Source organism: Acidovorax soli (genome assembly GCF_014207955.1).
Taxonomy (GTDB): Bacteria; Pseudomonadota; Gammaproteobacteria; order Burkholderiales; family Burkholderiaceae_C; genus Acidovorax; species Acidovorax soli_A.
This window is the reverse complement of the sequence record NZ_JACHLK010000014.1, coordinates 12,665-30,732: the sequence shown is the minus strand read 5'-3', so window position 1 is coordinate 30,732 and position 18,068 is coordinate 12,665. Positions and strand designations below refer to the sequence as shown.

The window sequence follows — 18,068 nt, the reverse complement described above, 5'->3', positions numbered from 1 at the left end:
AAGCGCAAGCCTAGCGCGGGATTCTTAGCCGCCCGTGAGCAGCGCCATGCCGGATGGCTAACAGCAGGCTAAGAAAGCCTTCCTACAGTCCACCGGCCCGCCGCGGCAAAGCTACCACCGCGGCGGGCCCCTGTCCACGCAGGCCTGCCCTGCCCCGCATCCCTTTCTTCCTGTGGAAACCGAGACCATGACGCTTCGCCTCCCGCATCCCACCACCCGCACCCTGGCCGCAGTGGCGGCCACCCTGCCCCTGCTGCTGCCCGCCGGCCTGAAGGCGCAGCAGGCTGATTCCTCCAACTGGGGCCTGGGCCTGGCCGTGAGCGCCGAGCGCAAGCCCTACCGCGATTTCGACGACAAGCCGCAGCCACTGCCCCTGCTCACTTATGAAAACCGCTGGATCAGCATCGCGGGCCCCGGGGTGGATTTCAAGCTGCCCTCAGTGGGACCTGTGGGCCTGCGGCTGCGCTCGCGCTTCGGCTTAGAGGGCTACGAGGCCGAGGATTCGCCCTGGCTCACCGGCATGCATGAGCGCAAGGGCAGCCTCTGGCTGGGCGCGGCCGCCACCTGGGATGCCGGGCCCGTGCAGCTGTCGGCCGAGCTGCTGGGCGATGCCTCGGGCCACAGCAAGGGGCGCCAGTTCACGCTCAAGGCCGAGCGCCGCTTCCAGCAAGGCCCCTGGGACATCACGCCGCGCCTGGCGCTGCAGCAGCAGGACCGCAAGACTGTGGACTACTACTACGGCGTGCAGGCCGGCGAGGCCCGGCCGGGCCGCCCGGCCTACGAGGGAAGCTCGGCCGTGAACCTGCAGGCCGGCGTGCGCGTGGGCTACACCCTGGCGCCACGGCAGTGGATGTTCGTCGACGTGAGCGCCACGCGCCTGGGCAGCGCCATCAAGGACAGCCCGCTGGTCAACCGATCGAGCCAGCCGGCGGTATTGGCCGGCTATCTGTACCGATTCTGAGCCCTATTCGGCGCGGATGTTGGCGGCCTTCACCACCTCGCCGTACTTGCGCAGGTCCGCCTCGATCTCGCTGCGAAACTGCGCCGGCGTATTGCCCGAGGCGACGATGCCCAGCGAGGCCAGGCGCTCCTTGATGTCGGGCGACTGCACCACGGCATTCAGTTCGCGCTGCAGGCGCTCGACGATGGCCGTGGGCGTCTTCGCGGGCGCGAGGATGCCGATCCACGAGTTCACCTCGAAGCCCGGCACGCCCGACTCGGCCACCGTGGGCACCGCCGGCAGCGAGGGCAGGCGCTGCGCGGTCGATACCGCAATGGCCTGCACCTGGCCGCGCTGGATGAAGGGGTAGGCCCCCGCCACCGCCGTGTACAGCATGGGCAGCGAGCCGCCCACCACGTCGGCCAGGGCCTGGCCGCCGCCCTTGTAGGGCACGTGCACGAACTTGGCGCCCGTGCGCACGCGCAGCAGCTCACCCGCCAGGTGCGGCGTGCTGCCCGTGCCCGCGCTGCCGTAGGAGACGCCGCCCTCCGTGGCCTTGGAATGCGCGACCAGCGCCGCGAAGTCCTTGGCCGGCACCGAGGGGTGGGTCACGATGACCAGCGCGGCATCGCCGATCTTGCTGACTGGGGCAAAGTCCTTGAGCGTATCGAAGGGCACCTTGGCGAACACATGGGGGTTGATGACCATGGTGCCGTCGAAGCCCACCACCAGGGTGTAGCCGTCGGGCGCGGCGGTGGCGCCCATCTGCGTGCCGATGTTGCCCGAGGCGCCGGGCCGGTTGTCCACCACCACCTGCTGGCCCAGGCGGGTGCCCAGGCGCTCGGCCACCACGCGGGCGCCGGTGTCGGTCACGCCGCCGGGTGCAAAGGGCACGATGAGGCGGATGGGCTTGTTCGGGTAGTCCTGGGCCAGGGCCGGGCCGGCCAGCAGGCACAGCGCGGCCAGGCCAGCGGCGGCGCGCCGCGACAGCAGTCGATTGGTCATGTTTTTGTCTCCTGAGGTTTTTGAAACCAGCGTGCCCTGCGCTCTGGTGGCGCGTGGTGTGGGCACGTGGCGTACGGGCCTTACTCGGCGCTGATGCCGCCGCGCTGGGCCACCTGGGCCCACTTGCGGGTCTCGCCCTCCACGAAGCGGCGGAACTCCGCGGGCGGCGTGAGCACGATGCTGGCGCCCTGGTCCTGCATCTGCTTGGTCACGGCCGGGTCGGCCGCCACCTTGCGCAGGTCCTGGTTGATGCGCTCGACAACCGTGTCGGGCAGGCCGGCGGGGCCGAACATGCCGTACCAGTTGAGCGACTGCACGCCGGCCAGGCCCGCCTCCTTGAAGGTCATGGCCTCTGGGAAGATGCCCATGCGCTGCTCGGCGGCCACGCCCACCACGCGCAGCTTGCCCGAATGGATGTGGGGCAGGGCCGTGAGCACGCTGGTCACGCCGGCCGGCAAGTGGCCGCCGATGATGTCCACCATGATGGGGGCGCCGCCCTTGTAGGGCACGCCCGTGATCTGCAGGTTGCCCGACTGGCGGATCAGCTCGCCGGTCAGGCGCGTCTGGCCTTCCGAGTAGCCCACGGCGACCTCCTTCTCGCGCGCCACCTTGAGCAGATCAGGCAGCTGCTTGTAGGGGCCATCGGCCGCCACCACCAGCACCATGGGCGAGTTGGCGATGTTGGTCACCGGAGTGAAGGCCTTGGCCGTGTCATAGGGCAGGCTCTTCATGAGCACGGGGTTGATGGCGTGCGAACCCACCACCAGCAGCAGGGTGTGGCCGTCGGGCGCGGCCTTGGCCACGTAGCTCGAGCCGATCACGCCGTTGGCGCCGGTGCGGTTGTCCACGATCACCGACTGGCCCCAGACCTCGGACAGGCGCTGCGCCATGAGGCGGCCCACGATGTCGGTGCCGCCACCGGCCGAGTACGGCACGACGATGGTCACAGGCTTGCTGGGGTATTTGCGCTCCTGCGCATGTGCGCCGATGAGCGGGCTGGCGCCAAAGGCCGCGATGGCGGCCAGGGCCGCGCGGCGGTTGGTGCGTAAGAAGGGGGCTTGCATATCCATGCGGTTTGTCTCCAGGTGTAGTTTGAATGGAATGGTGGGTCTCAGGCAGTCATGGCCTCAGCCTCGCGGCGCTTGTCACGCTGGCGCTGCAGCCAGGCGATGGAACGGCCGCCCAGGGGGCGCTGCAATTGCGCCTGCGCGAAGTCCACGGCCGAGAGCAGCCCGTCGAGCGAGAGGCCGGTGGCGAAGCCGCTGCGCTCGGCCAGCAGCACCAGGTCCTCGGTCGCCAGGTTGCCGGCCGCGCCGGGCGCGAAGGGGCAGCCGCCGATGCCGCCCACGCTGGCGTCGAAGCGGCGCACGCCGGCCTCCAGCGCGGCCCAGGCGTTGGCCGCGCCCATGCCGCGCGTGTCGTGCAGGTGCACGGCCAGGCGGTCCACCGGCACCACGCCGCGCAATGCCGCAAAGCGCTCTTTGACCATGCCCGGCGAGGCCGAGCCGATGGTGTCGGCAACCACCACCTCGCCCGCGCCGGCCGCATGCATGCGCGCAGCCAGGCGCAGCACCTCGGCCAGCGGCGTCTCGCCCTCGAAGGGGCAGTCGAAGGCCACGGCCACGTAGGCCCGCGTGCGCAGGCCCAGCGCCTGGGCGGCGGCCAGGGTCTGCTCGCTCACATCGAGCGCCTGCTCCAGGCCCATGTTGATGTTCTTGCGGTTCATGGTCTCGGTGGCGGAGAGCACCACGGCGATCTCCTGCGCACCCGCGGCATGGGCGCGCTCCAGCCCCTTGAGGTTGGGCACCAGCACCGAGGTGCGCAGCTGCGGCCAGCGCGCCGCGATGCGCGGCACCAGCTCGCCCGCGTCGGCCATCTGCGGCACGGCCTTGGGCGAGACGAAGCTCGTGGCCTCCACGCTCTGCACGCCGGCCTCGGCCAACAGGGCGATGAGCTGCAGCTTGGCCTCGGTGGACAGGTGCACGGCCTGGTTCTGCAGGCCGTCGCGCGGGGACACGTCGGTGATGTGGATGCGTTGGCTATCACTCATGCTGCGGGCCTCACGCGATCACGCCGTCTTCGCGCAGGCGTTCAAGCCGCTCGGCCGGGTAGCCCAGCCAGCCGCCCAGCACCTCGCTGGTCTGCTCGCCCAGGCGCGGCGGCGGTGTGAAGGCCTTGGGCTGTGCCCCTGAGAGCTTGACCGGGTTGCCCGGCATGCGCATGGCTTCACCGCTGGGCAGCGGCACCGTCACCACCATGTCGCGCGCCAGCACCTGCGGGTCGGCCAGGGCCTGGGCGAAGTTGTTCACCGGGCCGCAGGGGATGCGCGCGGCGCGCAGCAGCTCGAGCCAATGCTCGGTGCCCTGCTTGCGCAGCTCGGCACCCACCAGTGCGTCGATCTCGGCCTTGGCCGCGAAGCGCACGGGCTGCTGGCGGTACTCGGGCTTGCGCAGGGCGTCGAGGCCGATGCACTCGACGAAGCGCTCGAAGAAGGCGTCGCCGATGCAGGCGATGATGATGTGGCCGTCGGCCGTGGGGTAGCTGTTGTAGGGCACGTGCACGAAGTGGCCGTTGCCGATGCCCTCGGGCACATGGCCCGACATGAAGTACATGGTGGCCATGTAGTTGAGCAGCGAGATCTGCGCGTCCAGCATGGAGATGTCCACATGCTGGCCGCGCCCGGTGTGGTCGCGCTCCACCAGCGCGGCCAGCACGCCCACCGCGCCGAACATGCCGCCGCCCAGGTCGCCGATGGGGATGCCGCTGCGCGTGGGGCCGGTGGCCGGCGTGCCCGTGATGGACATGCCGCCGCCCATGGCCTGCACCACCTGGTCGAAGGCCGGGCGCTGGGTCTGCGGCCCGGTCTGGCCGAAGCCCGTGACCGAGCAGGTGACGATGCGCGGGTTGACCTGCGACAGCGCCTTGTGGTCGATGCCCAGGCGCTCGGTCACGCCCACGCTGAAGTTGTCGAACACCACGTCGGCCTGGCGCACCAGGTCCAGGAACACCTCGCGCCCTGCGGGGGACTTGAGGTCCACGCACACGCTCTCCTTGTTGCGGTTGAGCGTGAGGTAGTAGGCGCCCATGCCTTCGCGCGAGTAATCGGGGTCGTTCTCCAGCAGCCGGCGCGTGCCTTCGCCGCTGCCGGGCGGCTCCACCTTGATGGTGCGGGCCCCCAGGTCGGCCAGCAGCATGGTGCCGTAGGGGCCGGACAGCATGTGGGTCAGGTCCAGCACGGTGATGTGTTCGAGTGCCACGTGGTGTGTCTCCTTGGTCGTTGAATGCTTCCCCTGTTTGCACGGTGCGTGCCAGCTTGATGCAACGATGCAAGTGATTGATTTCATTGGAATTTTCAAAATCACCAGGGCAATAAAACGTTTCATGCAACATTCATGAAACAATTTGACGTTTCAGGAGACACGCATGGCACCCTCCCCCTTCACGCCCACCGGCCTGCCGCGCCTGTGCTTCCTGAGCTACCGGCAGATCCGCGAGTTCGCCATGCCGGTGGTGGCCGAGTACGCGGGCCGCGCGCAGATCGAGGTGGTGGACGGCACCTTCGGCGGGGCGCTGGCGATTGCGCAGGACCGGGTGGAGCGCGGCGTGGTGGATGCCTTCGTGAGCGCGGGCTCCAACGCCAGCATCCTGCGTGCGGGGCTGCGCGCGCCGGTGGCCACCATCCAGCTGGGCGGCTTCGACCTGCTGCAGGCGCTGATCAAGGCCCGGCGCATCGCAGAACGGGTGGGCGTGGTGATGTACGGGCAGACCATCCCCGAGCTCGACGCGGTGAAGGACCTGCTCAACATCGAGATCAGCCAGCACGCCTACCAGACGCCCGACGACGCGCGCCAGCGCTTCGAGGCGCTGCGGCGCGAGGGCTTCACGGTCATCGTCGGCTCCAGCCTGGTGGTGGAGCTGGCCGAGGAGGCGGGCCTGGTGGGCCTGCTGGCCTATTCGCTGGCCAGCATCCGCAAGGGGTTCGACGATGCGCTGGAACTGGCACGTGTGGCGCGGCTGGAGGCCGGCCGCTACGAGCAGCTGCACAGCGTGCTGCACAACCTGCAGGAGGCCGTGGTCGCCGTGGACCGGCAGGACCGCATCATCGCCGTGAACCCGCCCATGCAGCAGTTGCTGGGCGGCCCCGGCCTGCGCGTGCAGGGCCAGGCACTCGATGCGCTGCAGCCCGCGCTGTCGCTGCGCACCACGCTGGACAGCGGCCTTGAGGAGCGCGCCGTGGCCCAGCGCTTCGCGCAGCGCGACTGGGTGGCCCACCGCACGCCCATCCGCGAGCATGGCGAGATCGTGGGCGCGGCGCTCACGCTGTACGACGCGGGCACCATCCAGGCGGCCGACACCAGCCTGCGCATGATGCAGCGGCGCCAGCAGCACGCGGCGCGCCACGGCTTCGGCAGCCTGGCCGGCACCAGCCCGGCGCTGCAGCGCGCCGTTGCCAGCGCACGGCGCTTTGCGCGCACCGACCTCGGCGTGCTGGTCACGGGCGAAAGCGGTGTGGGCAAGGAACTGTTCGCCCAGGCCATGCACAACGACAGCAGCCGTGCAGGAAGACCCTTCGTGGCGGTGAACTGCGCCTCCTTCCCCGAATCACTGCTCGAGAGCGAGCTCTTCGGCTACGAGGAAGGCGCCTTCACCGGCTCGCGCCGGGGCGGCAAGCGCGGGCTGTTCGAGGCGGCGCACACGGGCACGCTGTTCCTGGACGAGATCGGCGACATGCCGCTGCCGCTGCAGACGCGCCTCCTGCGCGTGCTGCAGGAACGCGAGATCATGCGCCTGGGCGCCACCGCGCCCATCCCCATCGACGTGCGCGTGATCGCAGCCACGCACCAACCGCTGGTGGAACTGATCGCCCAGCAGCGCTTTCGCCAGGACTTGTACTACCGCCTGAACACGCTGCGCCTGGCCCTGCCCGCGCTGCGCGAGCGGCGCGAGGACATCGCCGCCATCGCCACGCCGCTGGTGGCACGCTGCCTGGCGCGGCTGGGCTCGCCCCTGGATGCGGCCGCCGCGCTGGCGCCGCTGCTGCCGCTGCTCACCGCCTACGGCTGGCCGGGCAATGTGCGCGAACTGGAGAACCTGGCCGAGCGCATCGCCGTCTTTTTGCTGCAGTTCGACCGGGTGGACGCTGTGCGCTACACCGAGCTGGCACACGACTGCCCGGAGCTGTTCGCGCAACCCGGCGCGGCCGCAGGCGCTGCGGACCTGCCGCTGGCCGAGCGCGTGGCCCGGGCCATGGAACTGGCCGGCGGGCGCCGGGCCGAGGCCGCGCAGCGCCTGGGCGTGAGCCGCTCCACGCTGTGGCGCTGGCTGCGCGAGCTGGAAGGCGAGAAGCCGCAGACAGCTACCCGCGACGCATGAAACTGACGCGGCCAAGGCCAGTGCCCCGTGCAAGGGCCGCCCCGCCGCACCGGAGGCGTCCCCCTCCCAGATTGCGAAGCAATATGAGAGAGGGGGAAGGCGCGAAGCGACTCAGGGGGTGTTTCCCTTCAGTGACCGACGTAGCGCCCCGGGCGGTGGCTGATCCAGAGAAAGCCGCTCATCACCAGCACCGCGAGCACCGAGTACGCCACCCGCTCGGGCGGCACGATGAACAGCGCCATCAGCACCACGGCGCCATCGATGCCCATCTGCACCTTGCCCGCGCGCACGCCGTAGCGGTCCTGCATGTACAGCGACAGCACCGTGGCACCACCCAGGCTGGAGCGGTGGCGCGCCAGGAACAGGCAGCCCGTGCCCAGCAGCAGCCCGCCCAGCAGCGAGGCGAACAGGGGATTGAGGTAGTCCACGTGCATGACGTGCGGAAACAGCTCGGTGAGCCCCGAGAGCAGCGCCACCGAGACAAAGGTCTTGAGCGTGAACTCGCGCCCCATGCGCGTCCAGGCGAACCAGTAGAACGGCAGGTTCACCAGGAAGAACAGCTTGCCGAACGACACCCCGGTGACGTAGTGCGCGAGGAAGGCGATGCCCGCCGTGCCGCCCACCAGCAGCCCGGCCTGGTTGAACAGCATGAGCGCCATGGCCACGAACAGCGTGCCCGCGAAGATGGCCTGGGCGTCCTCGTAGGTGCCGTGGCGCAGGGACTCGGGGGTGTCGGGTTCGACAAGGGGCGAAGGGGAAGGGTCGGGCATGGGTCGGTGCATCAGCATACAGCGGCTATCGGACAACAGGGGTCTGCATGGGCACAAGCAAGCACCGCGCCAAGGCCGGCACAGGAAATGCTTGCATCGCCGGCACCTTTCACCCCCTGTGCGGTACCGTGGTCCGGTATTGCGCCTGCGCCGCCGGGGACTACACTGGTGCCCTCCTTGCCATGCAGCTGTCCTTCGCCTTCCACCCGCGGCTGATCGATGCCCTGAGCGGCTACAACCGCAGCCGTTGCCTGGCCGATGTGGGCGCGGGCATCACCGTGGGCATCGTGGCCCTGCCGCTGGCCATGGCCTTTGCAATCGCCAGCGGCCTGCCGCCCGGGGCCGGGCTGTGGACGGCCATCATCGCGGGCTTCCTGATCTCGGCGCTGGGCGGCACCAATGTGCAGATCGGCGGGCCTGCGGGGGCCTTCATCGTCATCGTCTACGGCATCGTCGAGCGCTATGGCGTGGCCAACCTGCTCATTTCCACCGCCTGCGCGGGCGTGCTGCTGGTGCTCTTGGGCCTGTTCCGCCTGGGCACGCTGGTGCGCTTCGTTCCGGTGAGCATCGTCATCGGCTTCACCAACGGCATCGCCGTGCTCATCGCCTTGTCGCAAGTCAAGGACTGGCTGGGCCTGTCCATCGCACGCATGCCGGGCGACTTCTTCTCGCAGGTGGGCACGCTGGCGCGCCACATCGACAGCTTCAACCCCTATGCCTTCGGCCTGGGCACGGCCTGCGTGGTGGGCCTGTTCGTGTGGCCGCGCCTGTTCATGAAGGGCTCGCCCGTGGTGCGGCTGATGGACGGCTACAGCGTGCGCAGCTTCGCGCGCGTGCCCGCCCCGGTGGTGGCCCTGGTCACGCTGAGCCTGCTGGCCTTTGCCATGGAGTTCCCGGTGGAGACCATAGGCTCGCGCTTTGGCGGCATTCCGCAGGGGTTGCCGGCTTTCGAGCTGCCCGATTTTTCGTGGGAGACGGTGCGCCTCCTGGTCACGCCCACGCTCACCATCGCCCTGCTGGGCGCGATCGAATCGCTGCTGTGCGCGCGCGTGGCCGACCAGCTCGCCACCGACAGCCACCACCGCAAGCACGACCCCAACCAGGAGCTCATGGCCCAGGGCGTGGCCAACCTGGTCGTGCCCTTCTTCGGCGGCATGCCGGCCACGGGCACGATCGCGCGCACGGTCACCAACATCCGCTCGGGCGCGACCTCGCCGGTGGCCGGCATCGTGCATGCAGCCACGCTGGCCGTGATCGTGCTGGCCGCCGCCCCGCTGGCGCTGCACATCCCGCTGGCGGTGCTCGCGGGCATATTGCTCTTCGTGGCCTGGAACATGGGCGAATGGCACGAATTTGCGCGCCTGCGCCAGTTCAGCAACCACTACCGGCTGCTGATGCTGGGCACCTTCTTCCTCACCGTGGTGTTCGATCTCACGGTGGCGGTCGAGGTGGGGCTGCTCCTGGCCTGCGCCCTGTTCGTGCGGCGCATGAGCGGGCTGTTCAAGGCCGAGCTGCAAGCGCCGGCAACGGTGGCACCCGGCCGCTCCACCCAGACCTGGCGCCTGCACGGCGCGCTGTTCTTCGGCGCGGCGGCCAAGATCGACCCCATCGTGCAGGCGGTGGAGGCCAGCCCCGCGGGCACGGACGTGGTGCTCGATGCCAGCGAGCTCGTGGCCCTCGATACCACGGGCCTGGATGCGCTGGGCCAGGTCCTCAAGGCGGTGGAGCAGCGTGGCGGAACGCTGCGCATCGTGCACCTGCACGAGCAGCCGCGCTCGCTGATGGAGCGATCGGGTTTTGCCGCCCGGTGCCAGGCCAGCGGGGGGCCATGAAGGCCCCTGGCTGGCGGCCTACTTGCCGCCCTTGAGCTCGGGCGCGTCGAGGTCGGGCCCGGTCTCGGTGCGCAGCACCAGGGCGCCCGGCCCCTGGACCACGGTGAACACCTGCGGCTCGTTGCGCGCATTGGCAAAGCGCCATTGCACGTGGATTTCATCCTTGAGCGGGTAGGGCACCACCTTGGCGGCCTTGCCCAGCAGGCGGCGCACGGCATCCATGGCCATGCCGGGCTGCACCTTGGCGAAATTCTCGGGTGTGAGCACCTGGCGCACGGCAATCAGCTTGCCGTCGGCCCCGATGGCGATCATGTAGTTGACCTGGCCAGCCGGCTGGCGGTTGTACTCGAAGGTGCGGCTGCCATCGGCTTCGTTCCAGGTGTTTTCGGGCACGCCGAAGCGGTCGCGCACGTCCGCCTCGGTGGACACGCCGGGCTGCAATTCGCTGATGCGCTGGGGGTCGCAGCCTGCGGCGGCCAGCAGTGCCAGGGTGGCGATGACCGCGGCGGCGGCACGGTGAAAAGAGGGCATGGAGAGCATCCCGGTAAAATCAGGGAAAAGAGGTTACCAGTCCATGTCCATTTTCCGCCGCCCCGACTACCAATCCGACGCCACGCAGTTCATCAACCAGCTCAAGGCGAGCCGGCCCGAACTCGATGCCCAGCAACAGGCCGGCCGTGCCCTGCTGTGGGACAAGCAGGTGGACCGCAAGATCTGGGGCGACTACCGCGCCGGCCAGGTCGAGCAAAAGCCCTACGTCTACCAGACCAACGCCGACTGAGCGTATTTTCCGCATGAAAATGGCTTCGACCGCTTTTCCACAAAGCGTTTGAAGCTCTTCATTTCATAGCAAGCGATGAGCAGCAGCGCGAGCGAAGCCGATGCCACGGTCGAAGACCAGGGCATGCCCGACGTGGTGGACCAGGTCGCCCTGGCGCGCCTGTACGGCGAGCCCCTGTTCGCCCTGCCCACCGACCTGTACATCCCGCCCGATGCGCTCGAAGTCTTCCTCGAAGCCTTCGAAGGCCCGCTGGACCTGCTGCTCTACCTGATCCGCAAGCAGAACTTCAACATCCTGGACATCCCCATGGTGGGGGTCACGAAGCAGTACCTGGCGTATGTGGACGAGATCCGCAGCCGCAACCTGGAACTGGCCGCCGAGTACCTGCTCATGGCGGCGATGCTGATCGAGATCAAGTCGCGCATGCTGCTGCCGCCCAAGAAGCAGGAAGGCGGCGAGGAGCCCGAAGACCCGCGCGCCGAGCTGGTGCGCCGCCTGCTCGAGTACGAGCAGATGAAGATGGCCGCCATGCGCCTGTCGCACCTGCCGCAGTACGGGCGCGACTTCCTCAAGGCCCAGGTCTACATCGAACAAAGCCTGCAGCCGCGTTTTCCCGACGTGCACGTGGTGGAGCTGCAGGAGGCCTGGCGCGACATCATGAAACGCGCCAAGCTGGTGCAGCACCACAAGATCACGCGCGAGGAACTCTCGGTGCGCGAGTACATGAGCATGGTGCTCAAGACGCTGCAGGGCCGCCGCTTCGTGGAGTTCGAGGAGCTGTTCGAGCCCGAGCGCGGCAGCACCGTGCTGGTGGTGACCTTCATCGCCCTGCTGGAGCTCGCCAAGGAAACCCTGATCGAGATCACCCAGGCCGAGGCCTTTGCGCCGATCTACGTGCGCCTGGCGTACACGCCCGCCTGACAACGACGACCGCCACCTGATTTTCCGGCCATGGCGGGCGGCCATGGCCCTCCCACAACCTGCTCTGGTAGCCATGGCATCTCACGACTTCGACGTTCTCATCGTAGGCAGCGGCCTCGCCGGTCTCTCGGCCGCGCTGCACCTGGCGCCCACGCACCGCGTGGCCGTGATCACCAAGCGCCAGCTGAACGACGGTGCCAGCGCCTGGGCCCAGGGCGGCATTGCCGCCGTGCTGGCCGAGGGCGACAGCTTCGGCGCCCATGTGGACGACACCCTGGTGGCCGGCGCCGGCCTGTGCGACCTGGCGGCCACGCGTTTCGTGGTGGAGAACGCGCCCGAGGCCATTGCCTGGCTGCAGCAACTGGGCGTGCCGTTTTCGCTGGAGGACGGTGCCCTGCACCTCACGCGCGAGGGCGGCCACAGTGCGCGGCGCATCGTGCACGCCACCGACGCCACGGGCGCGGCCGTGCAGCGCACGCTGATCGAGGTGGTGCGCGCCACGCCGGGCATCACACTGTTCGAGCAGCACACCCTGGTGGACCTGATCACGGCGCGCAAGCTCGGTGCCAAGGGCGCCGACCGCTGCCTGGGCCTGTATGCGCTGGACGAGGCCACCGACGAGGTGCTCACCTTCCGTGCGCCGCAGACCATCCTGGCCACGGGCGGCGCGGGCAAGGTCTACCTGTACACCACCAACCCCGACACCGCCACGGGCGACGGCATCGCGGCTGCGTGGCGCGCGGGCTGCCGTGTGGCCAACCTGGAGTTCATCCAGTTCCACCCGACCTGCCTGTACCACCCGCACGCCAAGTCCTTCCTCATCACCGAGGCCGTGCGCGGCGAGGGCGGCCTGCTCAAGCTGCCCGCTGCGGCCGGCGGCACGCGCTTCATGCCCCAGCACGATGAGCGCGCAGAACTCGCGCCGCGCGACGTGGTGGCCCGCGCCATCGACTACGAGATGAAGCGCCATGGCCTCGACTGCGTGCACCTCGACATCTCGCACCAGAGCCCGGCGTTCCTGCAGGAGCACTTTCCCAACATCCTCGCGCGCTGCGCCGAGCTGGGGATCGACATCACGAAGGAGCCCATCCCCGTGGTGCCGGCCGCGCACTACACCTGCGGCGGCGTGCTCACCGACCTGGCAGGCCGCACCGACCTGCCCGGCCTGTTCGCCATCGGCGAGACGGCCTGCACCGGCCTGCACGGCGCCAACCGCCTGGCCAGCAATTCGCTGGTCGAGTGCATGGTGTTCGCACGCGCAGCCGCCCAGGCCATCGCGGCCGCCCCAGCGGCCGAATTGCCCGCCCTGCCCCAATGGGACGACAGCCGCGTGACCGATGCCGACGAGTGCGTGGTCATCTCGCACAACTGGGACGAGCTGCGCCGCTTCATGTGGGACTATGTGGGCATCGTGCGCACCAACAAGCGGCTGGATCGCGCGGCCCACCGCATCACGCTGCTGCAGGCGGAGATACAGGAGTTCTATGCGCACTTCCACGTCACACGCGACCTGCTGGAGCTGCGCAACCTGGTGCAGGTGGCCGATCTCATCGTGCGCAGCGCGCAGATGCGCCGTGAGAGCCGGGGCCTGCACTACAGCCGCGACTACCCCGAGCTGGCCGCCCCCGCCGCGCCCACCATCCTGGTGCCACCGGTGCTCCGATGAGGGTCTGAGCCCATGACCTACAGCGTCAAGGAAATCTTCTACACCCTGCAGGGCGAGGGCGGCCAGGCGGGCATGCCCGCCGTGTTCTGCCGCTTTGCCGGCTGCAACCTGTGGACCGGCCGCGAGGCCGACCGCGCCAGCGCCATCTGCCGCTTCTGCGACACCGACTTCGTGGGCACCGACGGCACGCTGGGCGGCAAGTTCGGCACGGCCGATGCCCTGGCCGAGCGCATTGCCGCCCAGTGGCCGGCCCACGACGCCGCGCACCGCCTGGTGGTGCTCACGGGCGGCGAGCCCCTGCTGCAGGTGGATGCCGCGCTGATCGACGCCCTGCACGCCCGGCAGTTCCGCATTGCCGTGGAGACCAATGGCACGGTGGCCGCGCCACCGGGCATCGACTGGCTGTGCGTGAGCCCCAAGGCCGGCGCGCCCTGGGTGCAGCAGCAAGGCCAGGAGCTCAAGCTGGTCTGGCCCCAGGCCGGCATGGAACTGGCGGCCATCGCCGCCACCGGGCAGTTCACCCACCGCTTTTTGCAGCCCATGGACGGGCCCGACCAGGCCGCCCACATCGCCCTGTGCATCACCACCTGCATGGAGCAGCCCGCCTGGCGGCTGAGCCTGCAGACCCACAAGATCAGCGGCATCCGCTAGCCCCCGCCTCCCCCGGTTCCCCCATGCAGTTCACGATTTCCCAGCGCTTCTTCTTCGATGCGGCCCACACCCTGCGCCGCGAGATCGAGGCCGAAGGCAGCCGCCGCATCCACGGCCACACCTACCACGCCGAGGTCTCGCTCAGCGGCCCGCGCGACCCCGCCACCGGCATGGTGCTGGACCTGGGCCTGCTGCGCCGCGGGCTGGACCTGGTGCGCGAGCAACTCGACCACCACATGCTCGACGAAGTGCCCGGGCTGGGCATCCCCACGCTCGAGAACCTGTGCCTGTTCATCGCCCAGGCCCTGCCCGCCGAACTGCGCCCGCGCGTGAGCCGCGTGCGCGTATGGCGCGAGGCCCTGGGCGACAGCTGCGCGCTCGATTTCACGCCGCCCTGAGCGAGCCCCCCGCTCCCGCCTGCCACGGCAGGCCCCTGCCAACACCCACCTACCTTCAACCCGAGGAAGAAGACCGATGTTCCGCACCCTGCTCAAATCCAAGATCCACCGCGTGGCCGTGACCCAGTGCGAGCTGCACTACGAAGGTTCGTGCGCCATCGACGAGGACCTGCTCGACGCCGCCAACATCGCCGAGAACGAGCAGATCCACATCTGGAACATCAACAACGGCGAGCGCTTCGTCACCTATGCCATCAAGGGCCAGCGCGGCAGCGGCATGATCTCGGTGAACGGTTCGGCCGCGCGCCGCGCCAGCCAGGGCGACCTGGTCATCATTGCGGCCTTTGCCCAGGTGCACGAGGAGCAGGTGGCCAGCCACGTGCCGCAACTGGTGTTCGTGGACGCGCACAACCGCCAGACCGAACTGCGCCACGCAGTGCCCACCCAGGCGCTGTGAGCATGGGCACCGCGACACCCGTGGCCGCTGGCGGGGACCTGGTCGCCCGCAGCCTGGCCCATGTCTGGCACCCCTGCACGCAGATGAAGCGGCACGAGGCCCAGCCCCCCGTGGCCATCGCGCGCGCGCAGGGTCCCTGGCTCTACGGCAGCGATGGCCGGCGCTACCTCGATGGCATCAGCTCCTGGTGGGTCAACCTGTTCGGCCACAGCCACCCGCACATCAAGGCGGCGCTGGCCGACCAGATGGAGCGGCTCGACCATGTGATGCTGGCCGGCTTCACCCATGCGCCAGTGGTCGAGCTGTCGGAGCGCCTCTCTGTGCTCACGGGCCTGGGCCATGCCTTCTATGGCAGCGATGGCGCGGCCGCCACCGAGATCGCACTCAAGATGAGTGCCCACTACTGGCGCAACACCGGCCGCCCGGGCAAGAGCCGCTTCGTGGGCCTGGCCGGTGGTTACCACGGCGAGACCGTGGGCGCGTTGGCGGTGACCGACATCGCGCTGTTCCGCGAGGCCTATGCGCCGCTGGTGCGCCTGGCCGCCACCGTGCCCAGCCCCGATGCGCGCGCAGCAGCACCGGGCGAGACGCCCGCCGACGTGGCCCGGCGCAGCGCCGCCGCGCTCGAAGCCTGGCTGGCCGAGCACCATGCCGACACCGCTGCGCTCATCGTCGAGCCCCTGGTGCAGTGCGCGGCCGGCATGGCCCTGCACGACCCCGAGTACCTGCGCCTGGCGCGCGCGCTGTGCGACCGCTACGAGGTGCACCTGGTGGTCGACGAGATCGCCACGGGCTTTGGCCGCACGGGCAGCCTGTTCGCGCACCAGCAGGCCGGCATCCGGCCCGACTTCATCTGCCTGTCCAAGGGCCTGACGGGCGGCACCCTGCCCCTGTCGGCGGTGCTGACCACGGACACGGTCTACCAGGCCTTCTACGCCGACGAGGTGGCGCGCGGCTTTCTGCATTCGCACTCGTACACCGGCAACCCGTTGGCCTGCCGCGCGGCCCTGGCCACGCTGGAGCTGTTCGACCAGCTCGATGCGCTGAACGCCAACCGGGCGCTGGCAGAGCGCATCGACGCTGCCTGCGCGCCCCTGGCCCGGCACCCGCGCGTGCGCCACGCGCGCCGCCTGGGCATGGTCTGGGCCTGGGACATCGAAACCACCCTGCCCGACTTTTCGCGCCGCTACCACCAGCAGGCCATGGCCCATGGCCTGGTGCTGCGCCCCATCGGCAACACGCTGTACGCCATGCCGCCCTATGTGCTCGACGCCGAGGCCATCAACTGCCTGGCCAGCGGCGCGCTCGACGCACTGAACGCCACCCTGAATGAGGAGACCTGCTGATGGCCATGGCCTGTTTTGTGACCGGAACCGACACCGGCGTGGGCAAGACCCTGGTGTCCGCCGGCCTGCTGCATGCGCTGGCCCGGCACCACCGCCGCGTGGTCGGCATGAAGCCCGTGGCCGCCGGTGTGGTGCCCTGGGGCGGCGACGTTGCGAGCGAAGACGCCATCGCGCTGCGCGCCGCGTCCACACTGGCCGTGCCCGCGGCGCTGGACAACCCGGTGCTGCTGCCCGACCCGCTGTCGCCGCACATCGCGGCGGCGCGCGCCGGCGTGCAGATCGACATCGCAGCCATCGTGCAGAGCTACCAGGCCCTGGCCGGTCAGGCCGATGCGGTGGTGGTCGAAGGTGCGGGCGGCTTTCACGTGCCGCTTTCGGACACCACGACGGGCGCCGACCTGGCCCAGGCCCTCGCCCTGCCCGTGGTGCTGGTGGTGGGTCTGCGCCTGGGCTGCCTGAACCATGCGCTGCTCACGGCCGAGGCCGTGCGCGCGCGCGGGCTCACACTGGCCGGCTGGGTCGCCAACCGCGTCGACCCTGCGATGCTCGCCGCAGACGAGAACATCGCCTACCTGCGCGCCCGGCTGCGGGCACCTTTGCTGGCCGAGGTGCCGCACCAGGCCGCGCCCGATGCGCGCACGCTGGCCTTCGACCTGCCGGAGCAATGGCGATGAGTACAGTGCCCGCCTCCTGGCTCGATGAGATCCCGGCCCGCCTGGCCGAGATCGAACGCGCTCACCTGCTGCGCCGCCGCCGCGTGGTGCAGCCCGCGGGCGGCGCCCGGCTGCTGGTGGACGGGCAGCCCATGCTGGCCTTCTGCAGCAACGACTACCTGGGCCTGGCCGGCCACCCCGCTTTGGCCGAGGCCGCACGCGAGGCCACCCGCAGCTTTGGCGTGGGCTCGGGCGGCTCGCCCCTGGTCAGCGGGCACAGCGCAGCCAATGCAGCGCTGGAGCAGGAACTGGCCGCCTTCGTGCAACTGCCGCGCGCGCTGTACTTCTATGCCGGCTATGCCACCAACACCGGCATCATCCCGGCGCTGGTGGGCGACGGCGATGCGCTGTTTTCCGACGCGCTCAACCATGCCTGCCTGATCGACGGCGCCCGCCTGTCGCGCGCCAGCATCCACCGCTACCCCCATGCCGACCTGGCGGCGCTGGAAGCCGCCCTGGCAGCCAGCACCGCGCGGCGCAAGCTGGTGGTCAGCGACGCCGTGTTCAGCATGGACGGCGACCTCATCGACATCCCGGCGCTGCTGGCGCTGTGCGAGCGCTTCGATGCCCTGCTGCTGCTCGACGACGCCCACGGCTTTGGCGTGCTGGGGCCCCAGGGGCGCGGCAGCCTCGCACAGGCCGGCCTCACCGGGGTCGCCGCCTCGCGGCGCGTGCTCTACATGGCAACGCTGGGCAAGGCAGCCGGCGTGGCCGGCGCCTTCGTGGCGGGCGACGATGCCCTGGTCGAATGGCTGCTGCAGAAAACACGCACCTACATCTTCGCCACCGCAGCGCCGCCGCTGCTGGCCAGCGCCCTGCGCACCAGCCTCTCATTGATCGAGGCCGCGGACGATCTGCGCCAGCACCTGGCAGCGCGCATCGCGCAGTTGCGCGCCGGGCTGGCCCGCCTGCCACCAGCACTGGGCTGGCAGCTGCTGCCGTCGGACACCGCCGTGCAGGCGCTGGTGATCGGCAGCAACGAGGCTGCGCTCGCAGTGATGGAGAGCTTGCGGGAGCAAGGCCTGTGGGTGCCCGCAATCCGGCCCCCCACGGTGCCCGCGGGTACGGCGCGCCTGCGCATTGCACTGTCGGCCGCACACACCGCAGAGGACGTCGATCAGCTGCTGCAGGCGCTGCACCGGCATGCGGCACTCGCGCTGCCGGTGCCTGCTGCAGCGTGACCCCATGCAGCGCAGCCGCAGGCCGCACTGCATG

Annotated in this window: 18 protein-coding genes; 12 read left to right on the top strand and 6 right to left on the bottom strand. The window is 69.9% G+C overall.

Annotated features, from left to right (window positions below; all coding sequences use genetic code 11):
* Window positions 1-187 precede the first annotated feature (187 nt).
* Window positions 188-961 (top strand): MipA/OmpV family protein, encoded by a 774-nt coding sequence (locus tag HNP48_RS26755; RefSeq protein ID WP_184862952.1) that lies wholly within the window; start codon window positions 188-190, stop codon window positions 959-961.
* Window positions 962-964: 3 nt separating this feature from the next.
* Here HNP48_RS26755 and HNP48_RS26750 read toward each other — a convergent pair whose 3' ends face one another.
* The 4 genes from HNP48_RS26750 to HNP48_RS26735 form a co-directional block, all read right to left on the bottom strand.
* Window positions 965-1,945, bottom strand: a complete 981-nt coding sequence (locus HNP48_RS26750; protein WP_184862950.1) for a tripartite tricarboxylate transporter substrate binding protein — start codon at window positions 1,943-1,945, stop codon at window positions 965-967.
* 80 nt (window positions 1,946-2,025) lie between these two features.
* A complete protein-coding gene (locus HNP48_RS26745) occupies window positions 2,026-3,015 on the bottom strand; it encodes a tripartite tricarboxylate transporter substrate binding protein (RefSeq protein ID WP_184862948.1) in 990 nt (329 codons plus the stop codon).
* Between the two features lie 41 nt (window positions 3,016-3,056).
* Window positions 3,057-3,995 carry a hydroxymethylglutaryl-CoA lyase gene (locus HNP48_RS26740; protein ID WP_184862945.1) on the bottom strand — a complete coding sequence of 313 codons (939 nt, stop codon included), beginning with the start codon at window positions 3,993-3,995 and terminating at the stop codon, window positions 3,057-3,059.
* Window positions 3,996-4,005: 10 nt separating this feature from the next.
* Window positions 4,006-5,202 (bottom strand): CaiB/BaiF CoA-transferase family protein, encoded by a 1,197-nt coding sequence (locus tag HNP48_RS26735; protein ID WP_184862943.1) that lies wholly within the window; start codon window positions 5,200-5,202, stop codon window positions 4,006-4,008.
* 166 nt (window positions 5,203-5,368) lie between these two features.
* On the opposite strand from HNP48_RS26735, the gene prpR reads away from it, so the two are divergent.
* Entirely contained in the window at window positions 5,369-7,318 is a 1,950-nt protein-coding gene (gene prpR, locus HNP48_RS26730) for a propionate catabolism operon regulatory protein PrpR (RefSeq protein ID WP_184862941.1), read from the top strand.
* Between the two features lie 128 nt (window positions 7,319-7,446).
* Here the strand turns inward: prpR and HNP48_RS26725 are convergent, their stop codons facing one another.
* Entirely contained in the window at window positions 7,447-8,088 is a 642-nt protein-coding gene (locus tag HNP48_RS26725; protein ID WP_184862939.1) for a YitT family protein, read from the bottom strand.
* Window positions 8,089-8,270: 182 nt separating this feature from the next.
* Between HNP48_RS26725 and HNP48_RS26720 the strand changes: the two genes are divergently transcribed.
* On the top strand, window positions 8,271-9,920 hold the full coding sequence (locus HNP48_RS26720) for a SulP family inorganic anion transporter (RefSeq protein WP_184862937.1): 1,650 nt from the start codon (window positions 8,271-8,273) through the stop codon (window positions 9,918-9,920).
* A gap of 18 nt (window positions 9,921-9,938) precedes the next feature.
* Here HNP48_RS26720 and HNP48_RS26715 read toward each other — a convergent pair whose 3' ends face one another.
* Window positions 9,939-10,451: an outer membrane protein assembly factor BamE gene (locus tag HNP48_RS26715; RefSeq protein ID WP_184862935.1), complete on the bottom strand. Its 513-nt coding sequence runs from the start codon at window positions 10,449-10,451 to the stop codon at window positions 9,939-9,941.
* Window positions 10,452-10,494: 43 nt separating this feature from the next.
* Here HNP48_RS26715 and HNP48_RS26710 point away from each other — a divergent pair, with 43 nt between their 5' ends.
* From HNP48_RS26710 to bioF, 9 genes are all read left to right on the top strand, one after another.
* Window positions 10,495-10,701, top strand: coding sequence for a DUF3460 family protein (locus HNP48_RS26710; protein WP_184862933.1), 207 nt, complete (start codon window positions 10,495-10,497; stop codon window positions 10,699-10,701).
* A gap of 75 nt (window positions 10,702-10,776) precedes the next feature.
* Window positions 10,777-11,622, top strand: a complete 846-nt coding sequence (locus HNP48_RS26705) for a ScpA family protein (RefSeq protein ID WP_184862932.1) — start codon at window positions 10,777-10,779, stop codon at window positions 11,620-11,622.
* Window positions 11,623-11,695: 73 nt separating this feature from the next.
* The gene (gene nadB, locus HNP48_RS26700; RefSeq protein ID WP_184862930.1) at window positions 11,696-13,288 is read left to right on the top strand and encodes an L-aspartate oxidase; all 1,593 of its coding nucleotides are present in this window, start codon (window positions 11,696-11,698) and stop codon (window positions 13,286-13,288) included.
* Between the two features lie 12 nt (window positions 13,289-13,300).
* Window positions 13,301-13,939 (top strand): 7-carboxy-7-deazaguanine synthase, encoded by a 639-nt coding sequence (gene queE / locus HNP48_RS26695; protein ID WP_184862928.1) that lies wholly within the window; start codon window positions 13,301-13,303, stop codon window positions 13,937-13,939.
* 23 nt (window positions 13,940-13,962) lie between these two features.
* Window positions 13,963-14,337, top strand: coding sequence for a 6-carboxytetrahydropterin synthase (locus tag HNP48_RS26690; protein ID WP_184862926.1), 375 nt, complete (start codon window positions 13,963-13,965; stop codon window positions 14,335-14,337).
* Between the two features lie 76 nt (window positions 14,338-14,413).
* Window positions 14,414-14,794: an aspartate 1-decarboxylase gene (gene panD, locus HNP48_RS26685; protein WP_184862924.1), complete on the top strand. Its 381-nt coding sequence runs from the start codon at window positions 14,414-14,416 to the stop codon at window positions 14,792-14,794.
* A 2-nt stretch (window positions 14,795-14,796) separates the two neighbouring features.
* Complete coding sequence (gene bioA / locus HNP48_RS26680) at window positions 14,797-16,140, top strand: adenosylmethionine--8-amino-7-oxononanoate transaminase (RefSeq protein WP_184862922.1); 1,344 nt, start codon at window positions 14,797-14,799, stop codon at window positions 16,138-16,140.
* Window positions 16,140-16,814 carry a dethiobiotin synthase gene (bioD, locus tag HNP48_RS26675; RefSeq protein ID WP_184862920.1) on the top strand — a complete coding sequence of 225 codons (675 nt, stop codon included), beginning with the start codon at window positions 16,140-16,142 and terminating at the stop codon, window positions 16,812-16,814. Before bioA ends, bioD begins: the two co-directional genes overlap by 1 nt.
* The gene (bioF, locus tag HNP48_RS26670; RefSeq protein WP_184862918.1) at window positions 16,811-18,034 is read left to right on the top strand and encodes an 8-amino-7-oxononanoate synthase; all 1,224 of its coding nucleotides are present in this window, start codon (window positions 16,811-16,813) and stop codon (window positions 18,032-18,034) included. The genes bioD and bioF overlap by 4 nt, the downstream gene beginning before the upstream one ends.
* The last annotated feature ends 34 nt before the right edge of the window (window positions 18,035-18,068 follow it).